14 protein-coding genes are annotated in these 13,672 nt (G+C 72.8%); 4 read left to right on the top strand and 10 right to left on the bottom strand.

Annotated features, from left to right (window positions below; translation table 11 throughout):
- Window positions 1–89 precede the first annotated feature (89 nt).
- The 3 genes from ACMT9T_RS01955 to ACMT9T_RS01945 form a co-directional block, all read right to left on the bottom strand.
- Entirely contained in the window at window positions 90–1,652 is a 1,563-nt protein-coding gene (locus ACMT9T_RS01955; RefSeq protein ID WP_414743994.1) for a sugar transferase, read from the bottom strand.
- Between the two features lie 130 nt (window positions 1,653–1,782).
- Window positions 1,783–2,070 (bottom strand): hypothetical protein, encoded by a 288-nt coding sequence (locus ACMT9T_RS01950; protein ID WP_414743993.1) that lies wholly within the window; start codon window positions 2,068–2,070, stop codon window positions 1,783–1,785.
- A 138-nt stretch (window positions 2,071–2,208) separates the two neighbouring features.
- Window positions 2,209–2,412, bottom strand: a complete 204-nt coding sequence (locus ACMT9T_RS01945; RefSeq protein WP_012038298.1) for a cold-shock protein — start codon at window positions 2,410–2,412, stop codon at window positions 2,209–2,211.
- A gap of 257 nt (window positions 2,413–2,669) precedes the next feature.
- Between ACMT9T_RS01945 and ACMT9T_RS01940 the strand changes: the two genes are divergently transcribed.
- Window positions 2,670–4,340 carry a bifunctional 3'-5' exonuclease/DNA polymerase gene (locus ACMT9T_RS01940; protein WP_414743992.1) on the top strand — a complete coding sequence of 557 codons (1,671 nt, stop codon included), beginning with the start codon at window positions 2,670–2,672 and terminating at the stop codon, window positions 4,338–4,340.
- 73 nt (window positions 4,341–4,413) lie between these two features.
- On the opposite strand, the gene ACMT9T_RS01935 is transcribed toward ACMT9T_RS01940, so the two are convergent.
- Window positions 4,414–4,599: a hypothetical protein gene (locus tag ACMT9T_RS01935; protein WP_414743991.1), complete on the bottom strand. Its 186-nt coding sequence runs from the start codon at window positions 4,597–4,599 to the stop codon at window positions 4,414–4,416.
- Between the two features lie 106 nt (window positions 4,600–4,705).
- Between ACMT9T_RS01935 and ACMT9T_RS01930 the strand changes: the two genes are divergently transcribed.
- Window positions 4,706–5,560 carry a DUF1684 domain-containing protein gene (locus tag ACMT9T_RS01930; protein WP_414743990.1) on the top strand — a complete coding sequence of 285 codons (855 nt, stop codon included), beginning with the start codon at window positions 4,706–4,708 and terminating at the stop codon, window positions 5,558–5,560.
- Between the two features lies 1 nt (window position 5,561).
- On the opposite strand, the gene ACMT9T_RS01925 is transcribed toward ACMT9T_RS01930, so the two are convergent.
- Window positions 5,562–6,164: a PadR family transcriptional regulator gene (locus tag ACMT9T_RS01925; RefSeq protein WP_414743989.1), complete on the bottom strand. Its 603-nt coding sequence runs from the start codon at window positions 6,162–6,164 to the stop codon at window positions 5,562–5,564.
- A gap of 262 nt (window positions 6,165–6,426) precedes the next feature.
- On the opposite strand from ACMT9T_RS01925, the gene ACMT9T_RS01920 reads away from it, so the two are divergent.
- Together ACMT9T_RS01920 and ACMT9T_RS01915 are read left to right on the top strand one after the other, a co-directional pair.
- Window positions 6,427–6,945 (top strand): DUF3145 domain-containing protein, encoded by a 519-nt coding sequence (locus ACMT9T_RS01920; protein WP_119381530.1) that lies wholly within the window; start codon window positions 6,427–6,429, stop codon window positions 6,943–6,945.
- 126 nt (window positions 6,946–7,071) lie between these two features.
- On the top strand, window positions 7,072–8,595 hold the full coding sequence (locus ACMT9T_RS01915; RefSeq protein ID WP_414743988.1) for an O-antigen ligase family protein: 1,524 nt from the start codon (window positions 7,072–7,074) through the stop codon (window positions 8,593–8,595).
- A gap of 116 nt (window positions 8,596–8,711) precedes the next feature.
- Here ACMT9T_RS01915 and ACMT9T_RS01910 read toward each other — a convergent pair whose 3' ends face one another.
- The 5 genes from ACMT9T_RS01910 to ACMT9T_RS01890 form a co-directional block, all read right to left on the bottom strand.
- Complete coding sequence (locus ACMT9T_RS01910; protein WP_414743987.1) at window positions 8,712–9,953, bottom strand: beta-ketoacyl-[acyl-carrier-protein] synthase family protein; 1,242 nt, start codon at window positions 9,951–9,953, stop codon at window positions 8,712–8,714.
- An 82-nt stretch (window positions 9,954–10,035) separates the two neighbouring features.
- Window positions 10,036–10,284 (bottom strand): acyl carrier protein, encoded by a 249-nt coding sequence (locus ACMT9T_RS01905; protein ID WP_012038305.1) that lies wholly within the window; start codon window positions 10,282–10,284, stop codon window positions 10,036–10,038.
- Window positions 10,285–10,337: 53 nt separating this feature from the next.
- Window positions 10,338–11,351, bottom strand: a complete 1,014-nt coding sequence (locus ACMT9T_RS01900; RefSeq protein ID WP_414743986.1) for a beta-ketoacyl-ACP synthase III — start codon at window positions 11,349–11,351, stop codon at window positions 10,338–10,340.
- 29 nt (window positions 11,352–11,380) lie between these two features.
- Window positions 11,381–12,301 (bottom strand): ACP S-malonyltransferase, encoded by a 921-nt coding sequence (locus ACMT9T_RS01895; RefSeq protein WP_414743985.1) that lies wholly within the window; start codon window positions 12,299–12,301, stop codon window positions 11,381–11,383.
- 94 nt (window positions 12,302–12,395) lie between these two features.
- Window positions 12,396–13,670 (bottom strand): PucR family transcriptional regulator, encoded by a 1,275-nt coding sequence (locus ACMT9T_RS01890; RefSeq protein WP_414743984.1) that lies wholly within the window; start codon window positions 13,668–13,670, stop codon window positions 12,396–12,398.
- Window positions 13,671–13,672: the final 2 nt, after the last annotated feature.

The raw sequence follows: 13,672 nt of genomic DNA, 5'->3' as shown, positions 1-13,672 counted from the left end.
GGCGGTCGTCATGGCAGGGCTCAGGGGCCCACCCGCGGACAGCTCGTGAGCCGTCGAGCCCACGGGACCCCGACCCCGCGTCCTGGGCATCAGTACGCCCCCTCGCGTCGCAGCACGGCCCGTGCCGTCTTCCACAGGATGACCAGGTCGCCCACGATCGACCAGTTCTCGACGTAGTACAGGTCGAGCCGCACGCTGTCCTCCCACGAGAGGTTGGAGCGGCCGCTCACCTGCCAGAGACCGGTGATGCCGGGCTTCACGAGGAACCGGCGGTGCACCTTCGTCTCGTACGACTCGACCTCGCGGGCGAGCGGCGGGCGCGGCCCCACGAGCGACATGGTCCCGTTGAGCACGTTCACGAGCTGCATGAGCTCGTCGAGGCTGTAGCGGCGGAGGAATCGTCCGACCGGCGTCACGCGCGGATCGTCCTTCATCTTGAAGAGCACGGAGTTGCCGGCGTCGCGCCCCTGCTTCTCGAGCTCCAGCAGGCGCGCCTCCGCGTCCGTGACCATCGTGCGGAACTTGAGCATCGAGAACGGGCGGCCGTTGATGCCGACGCGCTCCTGGCGGAAGAGCACGGGCCCCGGCGTGCTGAGGCGGATGGTGATGGCGATCGCGAGGAGCAGGGGAGAGGCGAGCACCAGCATCAAGCTGCTCGCGACGAGGTCGAAGGCCCGCTTCGCGAACAGCTTCGTGCCCTCGTAGCGCGGCGTCTCCACGTGGATCAGCGGCAGGCCGGCCACCGGCCGGGTGTGGATGCGGGGGCCGCCGATGTCGGTGAGGCTCGGGGCGACCACGAGGTGCTGGCGGCCGGGCTCGAGCGACCAGCTCAGCTCGCGGATCCGCTCGGCCGAGAGCTCGTCGTTCGACGCGATCACGATCGTGTCGGCGTCGACGGCCCGCATGGCGGCCTGGAGGTCGTCGAGCTTGCCGAGCACGGGGATCCCGGTGCCGGGCAGCGTGGCGGCGATGACGCCCGAGGGGATGCACGCCCCGACCACGAGGTAGCCGGCGTACGGCTGTCGCGCGAGCTCGCGCGCCAGGAACCCGGTGGACGACTCCGACCCGATGAGCAGCACGCGCGAGGAGTAACGGCCCTTCGCGCGCTGGACGTTGAGCCACTGGCGCCACATCCAGCGGCTGAGCACGAGCGTGACGAGCCCCAGGGGGAGCGCGATGATGACGTAGCCGCGGGCGAAGTCGATGCGACCGAGGAACGCCACGATGGCGACCAGCCCGAAGAGGCGGACCGTGGCGTCGAGGATGAGCCGGTACTCCTGCGGGCCGGTCCCGAGCACGCGGTAGCCGCGGGTGCCGTAGAGGCCGAGGGCGAGCATCCAGCTGGCGATGATGACGACCGAGATGAGCGAGTAGCTGACGGCGATGCCCTCGTAGTCGCCGTTGAAGGCGACGTCGGAGGTCTCGAAGCCGAACCACGCGATCTGCACGCCGAAGACCACCCAGATGAGGACGAGGAGGTCGGTGACGACGAGCCCGATGGCGTAGACGCGGCGCCAGTCGTGGGCCCGTGCGCCGTTGGCCTCCGTGAGCGGCCCGTCACCGGCGGCGGGGCGCCTCGTCGGCCTGGGCGCGTGCGGCCGGTCACCGGTCTGCGGCGCGTCCGCGTGATGCGTGGCACTTCGTTCGATCATCGTCCCCCCAAGCCGGTGCTGCGTCCCCCTGAGGCGTCGTCGGCTCCCGGTCCGAGACTACAGCCGATCCCGGGGGCGCCCCGGGCCACGGGGCTGCGTGGCCAGGGCACGCGCCGCGCGGTCACGCGCGTCAGATGCGCGTCCAGGTGCCGCCGTCGCGCCGCGTGATCGTCCCGCGGAGCACGTCGACGAGGCCGGCGGTGCGCGCGCGGACGGCCGCGGCGATCCGCTCGGCGGCCGTGTCGTCGTCCGCCGTGAAGCGCACCGTGAGCCGCGGTTCGCCCCGGACGACCTGGATGTCGTTCGCCTCGAGGGTCGCCAGCCGGGCGGCCTCGTCCGCGGCGGCGGGGAGGACGGCGGACGGGTCGGCGCCCGGGCGGAGCGCGCCGACGGTCATGGTGATGCGGTAGGAGGGCACGGTCGATGCTCTCGCATCCGAGGCACCGGCATCGCGCGCGTCCCCGCACGCGTTAAATGGAAGACGGCCCCGACCACATGGTCGGAGCCGTCCTCGGAAGCTCAGCGTGCGTCGCTCACCGATGGTGAGCGGGTGGCGTTAGAGCGGGCGGATGTTCTCAGCCTGGGGACCCTTGGGGCCCTGGGCGACCTCGAACTCCACCTTCTGGTTCTCGTCGAGCGACTTGTAGCCGCCCGTCGCGATCGCGGAGTAGTGAGCGAACACATCCGCGGTTCCGTTGTCGGGAGCGATGAAGCCGAAGCCCTTTTCAGCGTTGAACCACTTGACGGTGCCTGTTGCCATGACGAAATTTCCTTCAAAAGAGATGCATCGATCCCGGGACCCGGGACCGCGGGCCGCCTGGATCTCGTGACCCCTCCGGCGGACCGGGCGGATCGTGAGGACCTGACGACTTGTGAGCAACCCTAGCGGGTCAACGACGCGCGATGGGGGATGCGGGCACATTCGCACCCGGTGTTTCCCTGCGTGACGCCCTGGGGAGGGGGCGGTCGGCGGCTGGCCCGGCCTCCGGCGTCGGACGCGGGCGGGATGATGAGGTCATGCACATCCTGGCCGCGAGGACGCCCGAGGGCGTGCGGCTCGTCGACCTCGACGCGGAGGGCACGGTCACCCGGGTGCGGGACGTCGCGTCGGAGGAGTGGCCCGCGGTCGCGGCCGCCCGGGAGCGCGCGGAGCCGTCGCCCCGGTGGGTGTGGGACGACACCGCCGTCTGGGCCCGCCCCCTCCTCGCGGCGGGAGTGCGCGTCGCCCGGTGCCACGACCTCCGGCTCAGCCACGCGATCCTGCGCCTGTCGACGGCGGCCGCCGGCAGCGCGCTCGCGCGGGGCCCGCTCGGCCCCTGGGACCGCCCCGCGCCGGTCGAGCGCGACCGCGCGTCCACCGCCACGCTCTTCGACGACCTCGACGCGCCGGAGGGACGCTCGCCGGACGAGCTCGTCGCCGAGCTCCGCCTCCAGCTCGAGGCGGTGGCCGGCAGCGCCGCGCCCGGCCGCCTGCGCCTCCTCCTCGCCGCGGAGTCCGCGGGCGCCCTCGTCGCCGCCGAGATGTCGGCCGACGGCCTGCCCTGGGACACCGCGGTGCACGACGCGCTCCTCGTGGGCCTGCTCGGCGGCCGTCCCGCGCACGGCGGGGCCCCGCCCGCCCTCGTCGCGCTCGCGGGGCGGATCCGGGAGATCCTGCGCGCCCCCGACCTCAACGTGGACAGCCCGCCGGACGTGCTCCGGGCGCTGCGCCGCGCGGGCATCGACGCGGCGAGCACACGGCAGTGGGAGCTGCAGGAGATCGACCACCCGGTCATCGCGCCGCTCCTCGAGCACAAGAAGCTGTCGCGGCTCCTCACCGCGAACGGCTGGACGTGGATGGAGACGTGGATCCGGGACGGCCGCTTCCACCCCGAGTACGTGCCGGGCGGCGTCGTCACCGGCCGATGGGCCGCCAGCGGCGGGGGTGCGCTGCAGCTGCCGCGGCAGATCCGAGCCGCCGTGCGCGCGGATCCCGGCTGGAGGCTCGTCGTCGCAGACGCCGCGCAGCTCGAGCCGCGCGTGCTCGCGGCGCTGGCCGAGGACCGCGCCATGGCGGACGCGGGCCGGGGCACCGACCTGTACCAAGGTCTCGTCGACGCCGGCGTCGTCGACACCCGCGCGCACGCCAAGGTCGCGATGCTCGGCGCCATGTACGGGGCGACCTCGGGGGAGAGCGGCCGCCTGATGCCGCGGCTCGTCCGCGCGTATCCGCGCGCCACGGGCTACGTCGAGCAGGCGGCGCGAGCGGGGGAGAGCGGCGGCGTGGTCAGCACGCGCCTCGGGCGGTCGTCCCCGCCTCCCGGCGACGCGTGGCGCGATGTCCAGCAGATCGGCCGCGCGGGCGAGGCCTCCGCCGCGGACGCCGCCCGGGCGCGCACCGCCGCGCGCGACCAGGGGCGCTTCACGCGCAACTTCGTCGTCCAGGGCAGCGCCGCCGAGTGGGCCCTGTGCTGGCTGGCCGGGCTCCGGCGTCGGCTCGCCGCCATGGAGCGGCCCGGCTCGCGTCCGCACCTCGTCTTCTTCCTGCACGACGAGGTGATGGTGCACGCGCCGGACGACCGCGTCGACGAGGTGCGCGCCGCGGTGGCCGAGGCCGCCGCGGAGGCCGGTCGGCTGCTCTTCGGCGACGCTCCCGTCGACTTCCCGGTCACCATCGCGGTCGTCGACGACTACGCGCAGGCCAAGTGACGCGGTCCGCGCCCGGACGCGACGACGCCCGGCCCCGCGAGGGGGACCGGGCGTCGTGTGCGTCAGGGGAGGATCAGCCGCCGGAGCCGACGTCGCCCTCGTGGTCCTGGCCCTCGCTCGTGTTGCTGCCCGAGCCGTCGGGGGTCTGGTCGCCGGATCCGCTCTCCTCGGTGACCGAGGAGGACGACGACTCCTCGTGCTCCTCGGTGTGCGTCGTCGTGCCGTCGTCGGTCGAGGTGCTCTCGTGGTCTGTGCTCATGGTCCGACCGTACGCCCGCGCCGCGCTGCGGGGAACCCCGCCCGCTCCCGGCGCGCGCGGCCGCCGCCGACTTGGCCGGGGCACCGCCGACGGCGAGGATGGGAGCATGACCGATCCCGCCGCGACCGCCGCATCCGCTCCCACCGACCCCGCGGAGGTGCTCGCGGTCTACCGCTCCCGCCGCGAGCAGATGGTGGTCCTGCCCCAGGGCAACCTGGCGCTCGTCAACACGCAGTGGATCTCGCACGACGCCGACCCGCAGCCCGTCTATGGCATCCCGGGCATCTGGTCGCCCCTCGAGCCCGGCGTCTCGGGGCTCCGCGTCCGCGCGTCCGCCGCCGACGGCCTGCGTGTCGACGGCGTCCTGGTCGACGGCGAGGCGATCGTGCGTGGCCGGGACGACCCCCAGCCGTCGACCGTCGTCGCCAGCGACACCGTGTCGGCGTTCGTGATCGCCAGCGAGGAGGGCGCCTACGCGCTCCGCGTCTGGGACGCGCAGTCCGAGGCGATCCGCGACTTCGGCGGCATCGACGCCTTCCCCTACTCCGAGGAGTGGGTCGTGAAGGCCGACTTCACGCCCATCGAGGGCGGCCGGGCCATGGGCTTCGAGCACCTCAAGGACGACGGCGCCACGAAGGACAAGATCGTGCCCGGCGAGATCACCTTCACGAAGGACGGCGTCGACTACTCGCTCGCCGCGTTCCGCGAGGGCCGCGCGCTCCTCCTGGTCTTCTCCGACGCGACGAGCGGCGAGTCGACCTACGGCGTCGGCCGGTTCCTCATGGTCGCGCCGTCGCCCGACGGCACCATCACGTTGGACTTCAACCGCGCCTACCTGCCGCCGTGCGCCTTCAGCTACAACTTCAACTGCCCCATGCCGCCCAAGCAGAACCGCTTCGCGGTGCCCATCGAGGCGGGGGAGAAGAACGTGCTCGCCAAGGACGGCACCCTGCTGCACTAGGTCAGCCGGCGATCCCCTCGGCCCGTCGCGCGGGTCGACCGCGACGCGGGGCCTCCGCCAGCCCCGCCGGTCGTGCGCCCGACGCGCGAGCGGCGCCGATCCTGGCCTCGGCGGCGTCGAGCCAGGCGAGCCGGGCCGCGACCTGCGCCTCCTGCGCCTCGACGGCCAGCAGCCGCGCGAGCTGCACGCCGTCCGGACGCCCCTCGAGGTCCTCCCGATCGCGTGCGAGAGCGCGGGCCTCGGCGTGCGAGCTCGCCCGCTGGATCCGCACCACCTCGCGGGCGTCCGCCCCGGGCAGCGAGAGCGCGAGCGTCACCTTGACCAGCAGCTCGTCGCGCGCCGCGACGCCGTCCACGCTCTCGGCGAGCCAGGCCTCGACCTCGGACCTGCCCGCGGGGGTGATTGTGTACGGCACGTGGCCCGCGTCGTCCGTGGCCCCCTTGACGACCAGGCCGTCGCGCTCGAGCCGGTCGAGCGTGTTGTAGATCTGCCCCACGTTCAGCGGCGCCGACGTCCCGGTGCGGCGCGCGAACTCGGTGCGCAGCTGGTAGCCATAGCAGGTGCCCTCCGTGAGCACGGCCAGCAGCGCGTGTCGCACCGACATGCCGCCCCGTCTCCCGGCCCCGGCGGGCCGACACCCGCAGCCTAGGCATTCCCGGCATGCACCGAGCCGGGACCCGCCGCAGCCCCGGAAGCGCGCGGCCGGGACCCTCCGGCGCGTCGGACCCGCGATGTTGCCGATGCACAGGATCACCCGCCATGATGGGACCCGTCGGCGCTCGCGCCGGCCGCACCGGCAGGTGTGGAGCTCGTCCATCGCACGCAGATCGTTGGGGAAGACGCATCTGATCGGATGGAGGAGACCCATGGAAGCACCCGTCGCCAACTCAAGACCGGCTCGAGGAGTGCTCTACGTGCACTCCTCCCCTCGCGCGCTCTGCCCCCATGTCGAATGGGCAGCGGGTCGCGCGCTCGGTCACGCCGTGAACTTCACCTGGGACCCGCAGCCCGTGCTGAAGGGCGCCATGCGCGCGGAGTACTACTGGGAGGGCCCGGAGGGATCCGGCGCCGCCATAGCAAGCGGCCTGCGCGGCTGGGAGCACCTCCGCTACGAGGTCACCGAGGACGCAGGTCCCGGCCGTGACGGCGGCCGCTGGATGCACACGCCCGACCTCGGCGTCTTCTTCGCCCAGACGGACACGGCCGGGAACACGGTCATCCCCGAGGACCGGATCCGCTACGCCCTCGACATCGCGGGGTCCAACACCCTGGAGCTCCACCGCGAGCTGCGCCTCGCCATGGGCCAAGCATGGGACGACGAGCTCGAGGCCTTCCGGCACGCGAGCGACTTCAGCCCGGTCGTCTGGCTCCACAAGGTCGGCTGACCCGGGCGTGCGGCGCGCGCCTCCTCCCGCGCGCCGCCCGCCCGGTCGCCGCCCGCCCTCGTCCGCGGTGCGTGATAGCGTCCACATGATGAGACCGGGGGGCCTCACCGCCGTCGCGGGAAGCACGTGCGGGATGATCCGCTGCGACATCTCGACAGGACCACCCACAACTGGACGTGCGTCAAGCACAGCGAGATCGGCGACGACACCATGCGGGAACGACTCTCCACCATCCGTCACGAGCTGCCCGGGGTCACCGTCGCGATGCTCGTCCTCGCATGCGCGGCGTGGATCCTCGTGTCGACCTCCATCCTCACCAAGGACCCGTTCGCCGGCACCGCCGTCGGGCTGGCCCCGATCGTGCTCTTCTACATCGTCCGCAAGGCCGTCGTGCGGTTCCTCTTCGTCGTCGTCGGAGGTCTCCTCGTCCTCGGATCCAGCGGCGACCTGAGCGCGAACAAGATCGTCTACGCCGGCCTCCTCATCCTGTGCGCGGGGGTCTCCGTCGGGCGGCTGATCACCTCGCCGCCCTCGTACGCCCACCACTTCAAGTCCCTCGTGTGGGTCGGCCTCGCGCTGCTGGCGATCCTCGGGCTGAGCTACCTGGCCTCGCCCGTGGGCTCCGACCTCGGCACGTTCGGCAGGCAGGCGATCTTCTACCTGCTCATCGTGCTGGGCCCGGTCATCGGCCTGGACGCCGGTCGGGACATCTCCCCGAGGATCACCTACCCCCTCGTCGGCGTCCTCGGCGTCATCGCAGCGGTGGGCTTCGCCTTCGACTGGCTCGATCGACGCGGCGTGACCGCGCTGTCGTCGGGCCGTTTCATCTTATCGAGCCTCCTCCTGCCCGCGTTCGCCTTCTCCCTCGCCCTCGTAATGGTGTTCCACGCGGAGAAGCGCATCGCCCGCATCCTGTGGTTGATCCCCGTTGTGGGGATCCCGATCGCGATGCTGGTGACGGGAACCCGCACCAACCTGATCGTGTTCGCCGCCATCTTCGCCGTGCTGGGCCTCCAGCGCCGCATGCGCGTGCCTCCGCTGAAGATGCTGGGCCTGCTCCTCATCGGAGGCGTCGCGGGAGCCCTGGTGTTCCCCATCGTGGCGTCCGTGGCCATTTCGGACCCCGACTTCCTGCAGAGGCGCATCCGCGCGTCCCTCACCGTCCTCAACGGGCAGGGCGGCGCCGACCAGTCCTACGCCATCCGTCAGAACGCGTACCTCGTCGCCACGGATCTCATCGACCGGAGCCCGGTGTTCGGCATGGGGCTCGGCTACACCATCCCCATCACGCTCGACACGCCGCTCCTGACCATCGTCCGCCTGGGGTGGCTGGGCACCGGCGCCGTCGCAGCATTCCTCGCCGCGATGGGCTGGTCGGTATGGAAGGCCACACGGGCCATCGGCCCGTCGCCCGCCACCACGGCCTGGTGGGGACTGATCCTCGTGCTGCTCTTCAACATCCCCTTCGGCACGCCGCTCGAGGACCGCGGCTTCGGGTTCACGCTCCTCCTCGCCACCGTCGCCATCGCCAGCGGGCTCCACGCCAAGACCACGCGGGATCAGGCGACGTCGTCCACCCTGCGCGCGTCCAGCGTCCGCGAGCTGCCCCGAGCCGCCGGACGCGGCCCCCGCGCGGGCATCGCGACGTAGGTCGGGCCGGTCCCGGGAGCCCGCTGACGCTGCTCCGAGGAGCCCCGGACCGCGCGGGCCGCGCACGCGAAGAGGCCCCGACCTGATGGTCGGGGCCTCTCGTCGTGCGCGTGCGGCTAGACGCTGCGGAACGCGATGACCGCGTTGTGCCCGCCGAAGCCGAACGAGTTGCTGATCGCGAGCAGGTCGCCGTCGCCGAGCGAGCGGGGCGACGTGACGACGTCGAGGGGGATGTCCGGGTCCTGCTCCGTGAGGTTGATCGTCGGGGGAGCGGTGCGCTCCGCCAGCGCCTTCACGGTGAAGACGGCCTCGATGGCGCCGGCACCGCCGAGGAGGTGGCCGGTGGACGCCTTGGTGGCGCTCACGGGGATCCCGTGGACCGCCTCGCCGAACACGCGCTCGAGCGCCTTGTACTCGGCGATGTCGCCGACGGGGGTGCTCGTGGCGTGCACGTTGATGTGCGAGACGTCGGAGCGCGAGTAGCCCGCGCCCTCGATGCTCTGGATCATGGCGCGCGCTGCCGCCGTGCCCTCGGGATCCGGTGCGGTGATGTGGAACGCGTCGCTCGTGACCGCGCCGCCGACGAGCTCCGCGTAGATGCGGGCGCCGCGCGCCTTCGCGTGCTCCTCGGTCTCCAGCACGAGGGCGGCGCCGCCCTCGCCGAGCACGAAGCCATCGCGCGCGATGTCGTAGGGGCGCGAGGCGCGCGTCGGGTCGTCGTTGCGCTTGGAGAGCGCCTGCATCGCCGCGAAGGACGCGATGGGGAGCGGGTGGATGGAGGCCTCGGAGCCGCCGGCGACGATGATGTCGGCACGGCCGGCCTGCAGGTGCTCGTAGGCGCTCGCGATTGACTCGGTGCTGGACGCGCACGCGGAGACCACGGTCTGGATGCCGGCGCGGGCGCCGAGGTCCATGCCCACCGCGGCGGCGGGGCCGTTCGGCATGAGCATGGGCACGGTCATGGGGAGGACGCGACGCGGGCCCTTCTCGCGGAGGGTGTCCCACGCGTCGAGGAGCGTCCAGACGCCGCCGATGCCGGTCGCCCAGTCGACGGCGAAGCGCAGCGGGTCGACCTCGGGGGAGCCCGCGTCGGCCCAGGCCTCACGGGCGGCCGTCAGCGCGAACTGGCTGGAGGGGTCGAGGCGCTTGGTCTCGATGCGCTGCATGACCTCGGAGGACGGTACCTTGGCCTGCCCGGCGAAGGTGACGGGGATCTCCCACTTGGCCACCCAGTCCTGCTCGAGGGTGCTGATGCCCGACTCGCCGCGGAGGAGCGCCTGCCAGGTGTCCTCGGCCGTGCCACCGAGGGGCGACGTGGCGCCGATGCCGGTGACGACGATCTTCTTGGGGGTGGTCATGCGTGGCGTCTCCTCGACGTCAGGGGGAACGGGGAAGGGAGACGGCCGGCCCCGGATGCGGGACCGGCCGTCGTCCGCGCGATCAGGACTGCGCGTTGGTGATGAAGGTGACGGCGTCGCCGACGGTCTTGAGGTTCTTGACCTCCTCGTCGGGGATCTTCACGTCGAACTTCTCCTCGGCGTTGACGACGATCGTCATCATCGAGATCGAGTCGATGTCCAGGTCGTCGGTGAACGACTTGTCCATCTCGACGGTGTCGGTGGCGATCCCGGTCTCGTCGTTGACGAGCTCGGCCAGGCCGGCCAGGACTTCTTCGGTGGACAGTGCCATGTGTATCTCCTCGTGGTTCGTGATGACCGGAACAGCTTATGGGGCGGTGGGGCTCAGGGCAGGACGACGACCTGCGCGCCGAAGACGAGACCGGCGCCGAATCCGATCTGCAGGGCGAGACCGCCGGACAGCGACGGGTCCTCCTCGAGCAGGCGGTGGGTGGCGAGCGGGATCGACGCGGCGGAGGTGTTGCCCGTGGTCGCGATGTCCCGGGCGATGGCCACCGTATCGGGCAGGCCGAGCTGCTTCGCGAACTCGTCCACGATGCGCATGTTGGCCTGGTGCGGGATGAAGGCGGCGAGCTGGTCGGGCGTCACGCCCGCGCGGTCCAGCGCCTCCTTGGCGACCTTGACCATCTCCCAGACGGCCCAGCGGAAGACCTTCTGGCCGTCCTGGCGGAGCGTCGGCCAGGCGGATCCGTCGCGCATGCTCTTCAGGGTGCCGGTCATGCCGACCGCGTCCCAGTTCGACCCGTCGGAGCCCCAGACGGTGGGGGAGATGCCGGGGATGTCGCTCGGGCCGACGATCGCGGCGCCGGCGCCGTCGCCGAGCAGGAACGAGATGGAGCGGTCCGTCGGATCGACGATGTCGGACAGCTTCTCGGCGCCCACCACGAGGACGTACTCCGCGAGGCCCGAGCGGATGAAGGAGTCGGCCTGCGCGATGCCGTACGTGTACCCGGCGCACGCGGCCGAGATGTCGTAGGCGGGCGCGGGGTTCGCGCCGATGCGGTCGGCGAGGAGCGCGGCCATCGACGGCGTCTGCACGGTGTTGCTCACCGTCGACACGAGGACGATGCCGATCTGCTCGGGCCGGATGCCGGCCTTCGCGATGGCCTCGAGCGACGCGGTGGTCGCGAGGTCGACCGCGTCGACGTCGGCGCCTGCGCGCTTGCGGGTGATGATGCCGGTGCGCTGGCGGATCCACTCGTCGGAGGAGTCGATCGGGCCGACGAGGTCGTCGTTGGGGACGTCGAGCTCGCCGCGCGCGGCGCCGAGGCCCCAGATGCGGGTGAAGCGCTCGACCACGGGTGCGGTCCGGATGGTGGGGCGGGGCTGGTCGGTCATGGGTGCCTGTTCGGTGTCGGTGAGGCGGATCAGGCGTGCGCGTCGAGCATGTCGATGGCCGCCAAGAGGTCGTCGGGCGTGGAGAGCGCGAGCGTGGGCAGGCCCTTGAGGCCGCGCTTGGCGAGGCCGGTGAGCGCGCCCGCGGGGGCGACCTCGATGAGGCCCGTGACGCCGGCCGCGTCGAACGCCTCCATGCAGAGGTCCCAGCGCACGGGGCTCGCGACCTGGCCCACGACGAGGTCGAGGAACGCGGCGCCGGACTCGGCGCGGCTGCCGTCGCGGTTGGTCCAGATGGGGAAGCGCGGGTCGCGGGGCGCGAGCGGCGCGACGGCCTCGCGCAGCGTCTCCACGGCGGGCGCCATGTGGTGCGTGTGGAACGCGCCGGCGACCTGCAGCGGGATGACGCGCGTGCCGCGCAGGGGCTCGGCCTGGAGCGCCGCGAGGGCGTCCGGGTCGCCGGCGACGACGATCTGGCCGCCGCCGTTGTAGTTGGCGGGCTCGAGGCCGAGCTCCGCGAGCCGCGCGAGGACGGCGTCCTGGTCTCCGCCGACGACGGCGCTCATGCCCGTGCGGGTGACGGCGGCGGCCTCGGCCATCGCGTCCCCGCGGGTCCGCACGAGGGCCATCGCCTCGGCGTCGGTGAGGATGCCCGCGCCGGCTGCCGCGGTGATCTCGCCCACCGAGTGGCCCGCGATGCCGGCGACGTAGGCGTCGCGGCCGTCGGCGAGCAGCGCGTGGAGGGCCATGATCCCGGCCGCGACGATGAGCGGCTGGGCTACGGCGGTGTCGCGGATGGTGTCCGCGTCCGACGTGGTGCCGTGCGTGACCAGGTCGAGCCCGGCCGCGTCGCCGAGCTCGCCGAGACGCCGCGCGTGCTCGGGGTGCTCGAGCCAGGGGGAGAGGAAGCCGGGCTTCTGGGAGCCCTGACCCGGGCAGACGACGATGATCATCCGTCCATCCTCCCGCTCCGCGCCGGCCGCGTCGGAGTCGACGTCCTACAGAGGATCCGCCGCGACATTGTGTCGGCGCCACACCGGGCGGCGGTCACCGCGCGGCCTGGCGCTTCGGCCGGGCGCGCCCCGACCCCTGCTGCTTGGGCACGGTTGTCCCCGCCTCCGCGATGCTGCCGATGATGAGCGCCGCCTGGAGGATGAGGGCCTCACGAGCCCCCGTGGCGTCCCAGCCGATGACGTCCGAGACGCGCTTGAGGCGGTACCGGACCGTGTTGGGGTGCACGAAGAGCTCGCGGGCCGTGGCCTCGAGCGAGCGCCCCGTGTCGAGGTAGCACCAGAGCGTCGCGAGCAGCTCGGTCGAGTGCGCCTGCAGCGGCTTGTAGATGCGGTTGATCAGCGTGGAGCGCGCGAGCGGGTCGCCCGCGAGGGCGCGCTCGGGCAGCAGGTCGTCGGCGAGCGTGGGCCGCGGCGCGTTCCGCCACGAGCGCGCGACAGCGAACCCGGCGAGGGCCGCTCGGGCGCTGCGGGACGCCTCGACGAGGCTCGGCACCTCATGGCCGAGCACGAGGTGTCCGGCGCCGAAGCCGGGCTCCAGCTGCCTCGCGATCTCGAGGAAGGCGACGGGGGCCGCCTCGGCGACGGGGGCATCCGGATCCACGGCGGCGGGCGACGCGCGTCCGATGACGAGGACCAGGCGGCTGCCCTGGACCCCGATGAGCACGTCGGCGTCGAGGTGACGAGCGGTGCGACGCAGCTGGTCGACGTCGAGGACCGCGGGCGCGGTGCCGACGAGCACGGACACCTCGCCGTGGCCGTGCCAGCCGAGCGCGGCGATGCGCGACGGCAGCTCGTCGTCGTACTCGCCGGAGAGGATGCTGTCGACGACCAGCGCCTCCAGCCGCGCGTCCCAGAGGCCGCGGGCCTCCGCGGCACGCGCGTAGACGTCGGCGGCCGCGAAGGCGATCTCGCGCGAGTAGAGCAGGATCGCATCGCGCACCGTGCGGTGGCGCTCGCGCACGCGGTCCTCGACGACCTCCACGGTCACCCGGATGAGCTGCAGCGTCTGCTGGAGGCTCACCGAGCGGAGCAGCTCGCGCGGCGCCGCGCCGAACACGTCCGCCGCGATCCACGGCGTCGAGTCCGGATCGTCGTACCAGTGGATGAAGGACGTGATGCCGGCCTGAGCCACGAGGCCCACGGCGGACCGCCGCCCCGGCGGCATGTCGCCGTACCAGGGCAGCGTGTCCTCCAGCCGCTTGAGCGTCGCGCTCGCGAGCTCGCCCGACAGGGACCGGAGCCACGTCAGCGTCTCCGCCTTCGTCTCCCCGGTCTCCACGTCGGTGTCGTGCCGGTCGCTCGGGGTCACGT

It is taken from the genome of Clavibacter vidaverae, assembly GCF_047529985.1.
Classification (GTDB): Bacteria; Actinomycetota; Actinomycetes; order Actinomycetales; family Microbacteriaceae; genus Clavibacter; species Clavibacter nebraskensis_A.
The sequence above is the reverse complement of the archived record's forward strand: the minus strand, read 5'-3'. Positions and strand labels throughout refer to the sequence as shown.

Excerpts from the sequence above, each read along its gene's own strand:
- ACMT9T_RS01925 (WP_414743989.1), bottom strand. The coding sequence starts at position 6,164 with ATGTCGGTGCGACACGCGCTGCTGGCCGTGCTCACGGAGGGCACCTGC.
- ACMT9T_RS01900 (WP_414743986.1), bottom strand. The coding sequence starts at position 11,351 with ATGACCGACCAGCCCCGCCCCACCATCCGGACCGCACCCGTGGTCGAG.
- ACMT9T_RS01920 (WP_119381530.1), top strand. The coding sequence starts at position 6,427 with ATGGAAGCACCCGTCGCCAACTCAAGACCGGCTCGAGGAGTGCTCTAC.
- ACMT9T_RS01905 (WP_012038305.1), bottom strand. The coding sequence starts at position 10,284 with ATGGCACTGTCCACCGAAGAAGTCCTGGCCGGCCTGGCCGAGCTCGTC.
- ACMT9T_RS01930 (WP_414743990.1), top strand. The coding sequence starts at position 4,706 with ATGACCGATCCCGCCGCGACCGCCGCATCCGCTCCCACCGACCCCGCG.
- ACMT9T_RS01955 (WP_414743994.1), bottom strand. The coding sequence starts at position 1,652 with ATGATCGAACGAAGTGCCACGCATCACGCGGACGCGCCGCAGACCGGT.
- ACMT9T_RS01940 (WP_414743992.1), top strand. The coding sequence starts at position 2,670 with ATGCACATCCTGGCCGCGAGGACGCCCGAGGGCGTGCGGCTCGTCGAC.
- ACMT9T_RS01910 (WP_414743987.1), bottom strand. The coding sequence starts at position 9,953 with ATGACCACCCCCAAGAAGATCGTCGTCACCGGCATCGGCGCCACGTCG.
- ACMT9T_RS01945 (WP_012038298.1), bottom strand. The coding sequence starts at position 2,412 with ATGGCAACAGGCACCGTCAAGTGGTTCAACGCTGAAAAGGGCTTCGGC.
- ACMT9T_RS01935 (WP_414743991.1), bottom strand. The coding sequence starts at position 4,599 with ATGAGCACAGACCACGAGAGCACCTCGACCGACGACGGCACGACGACG.
- ACMT9T_RS01895 (WP_414743985.1), bottom strand. The coding sequence starts at position 12,301 with ATGATCATCGTCGTCTGCCCGGGTCAGGGCTCCCAGAAGCCCGGCTTC.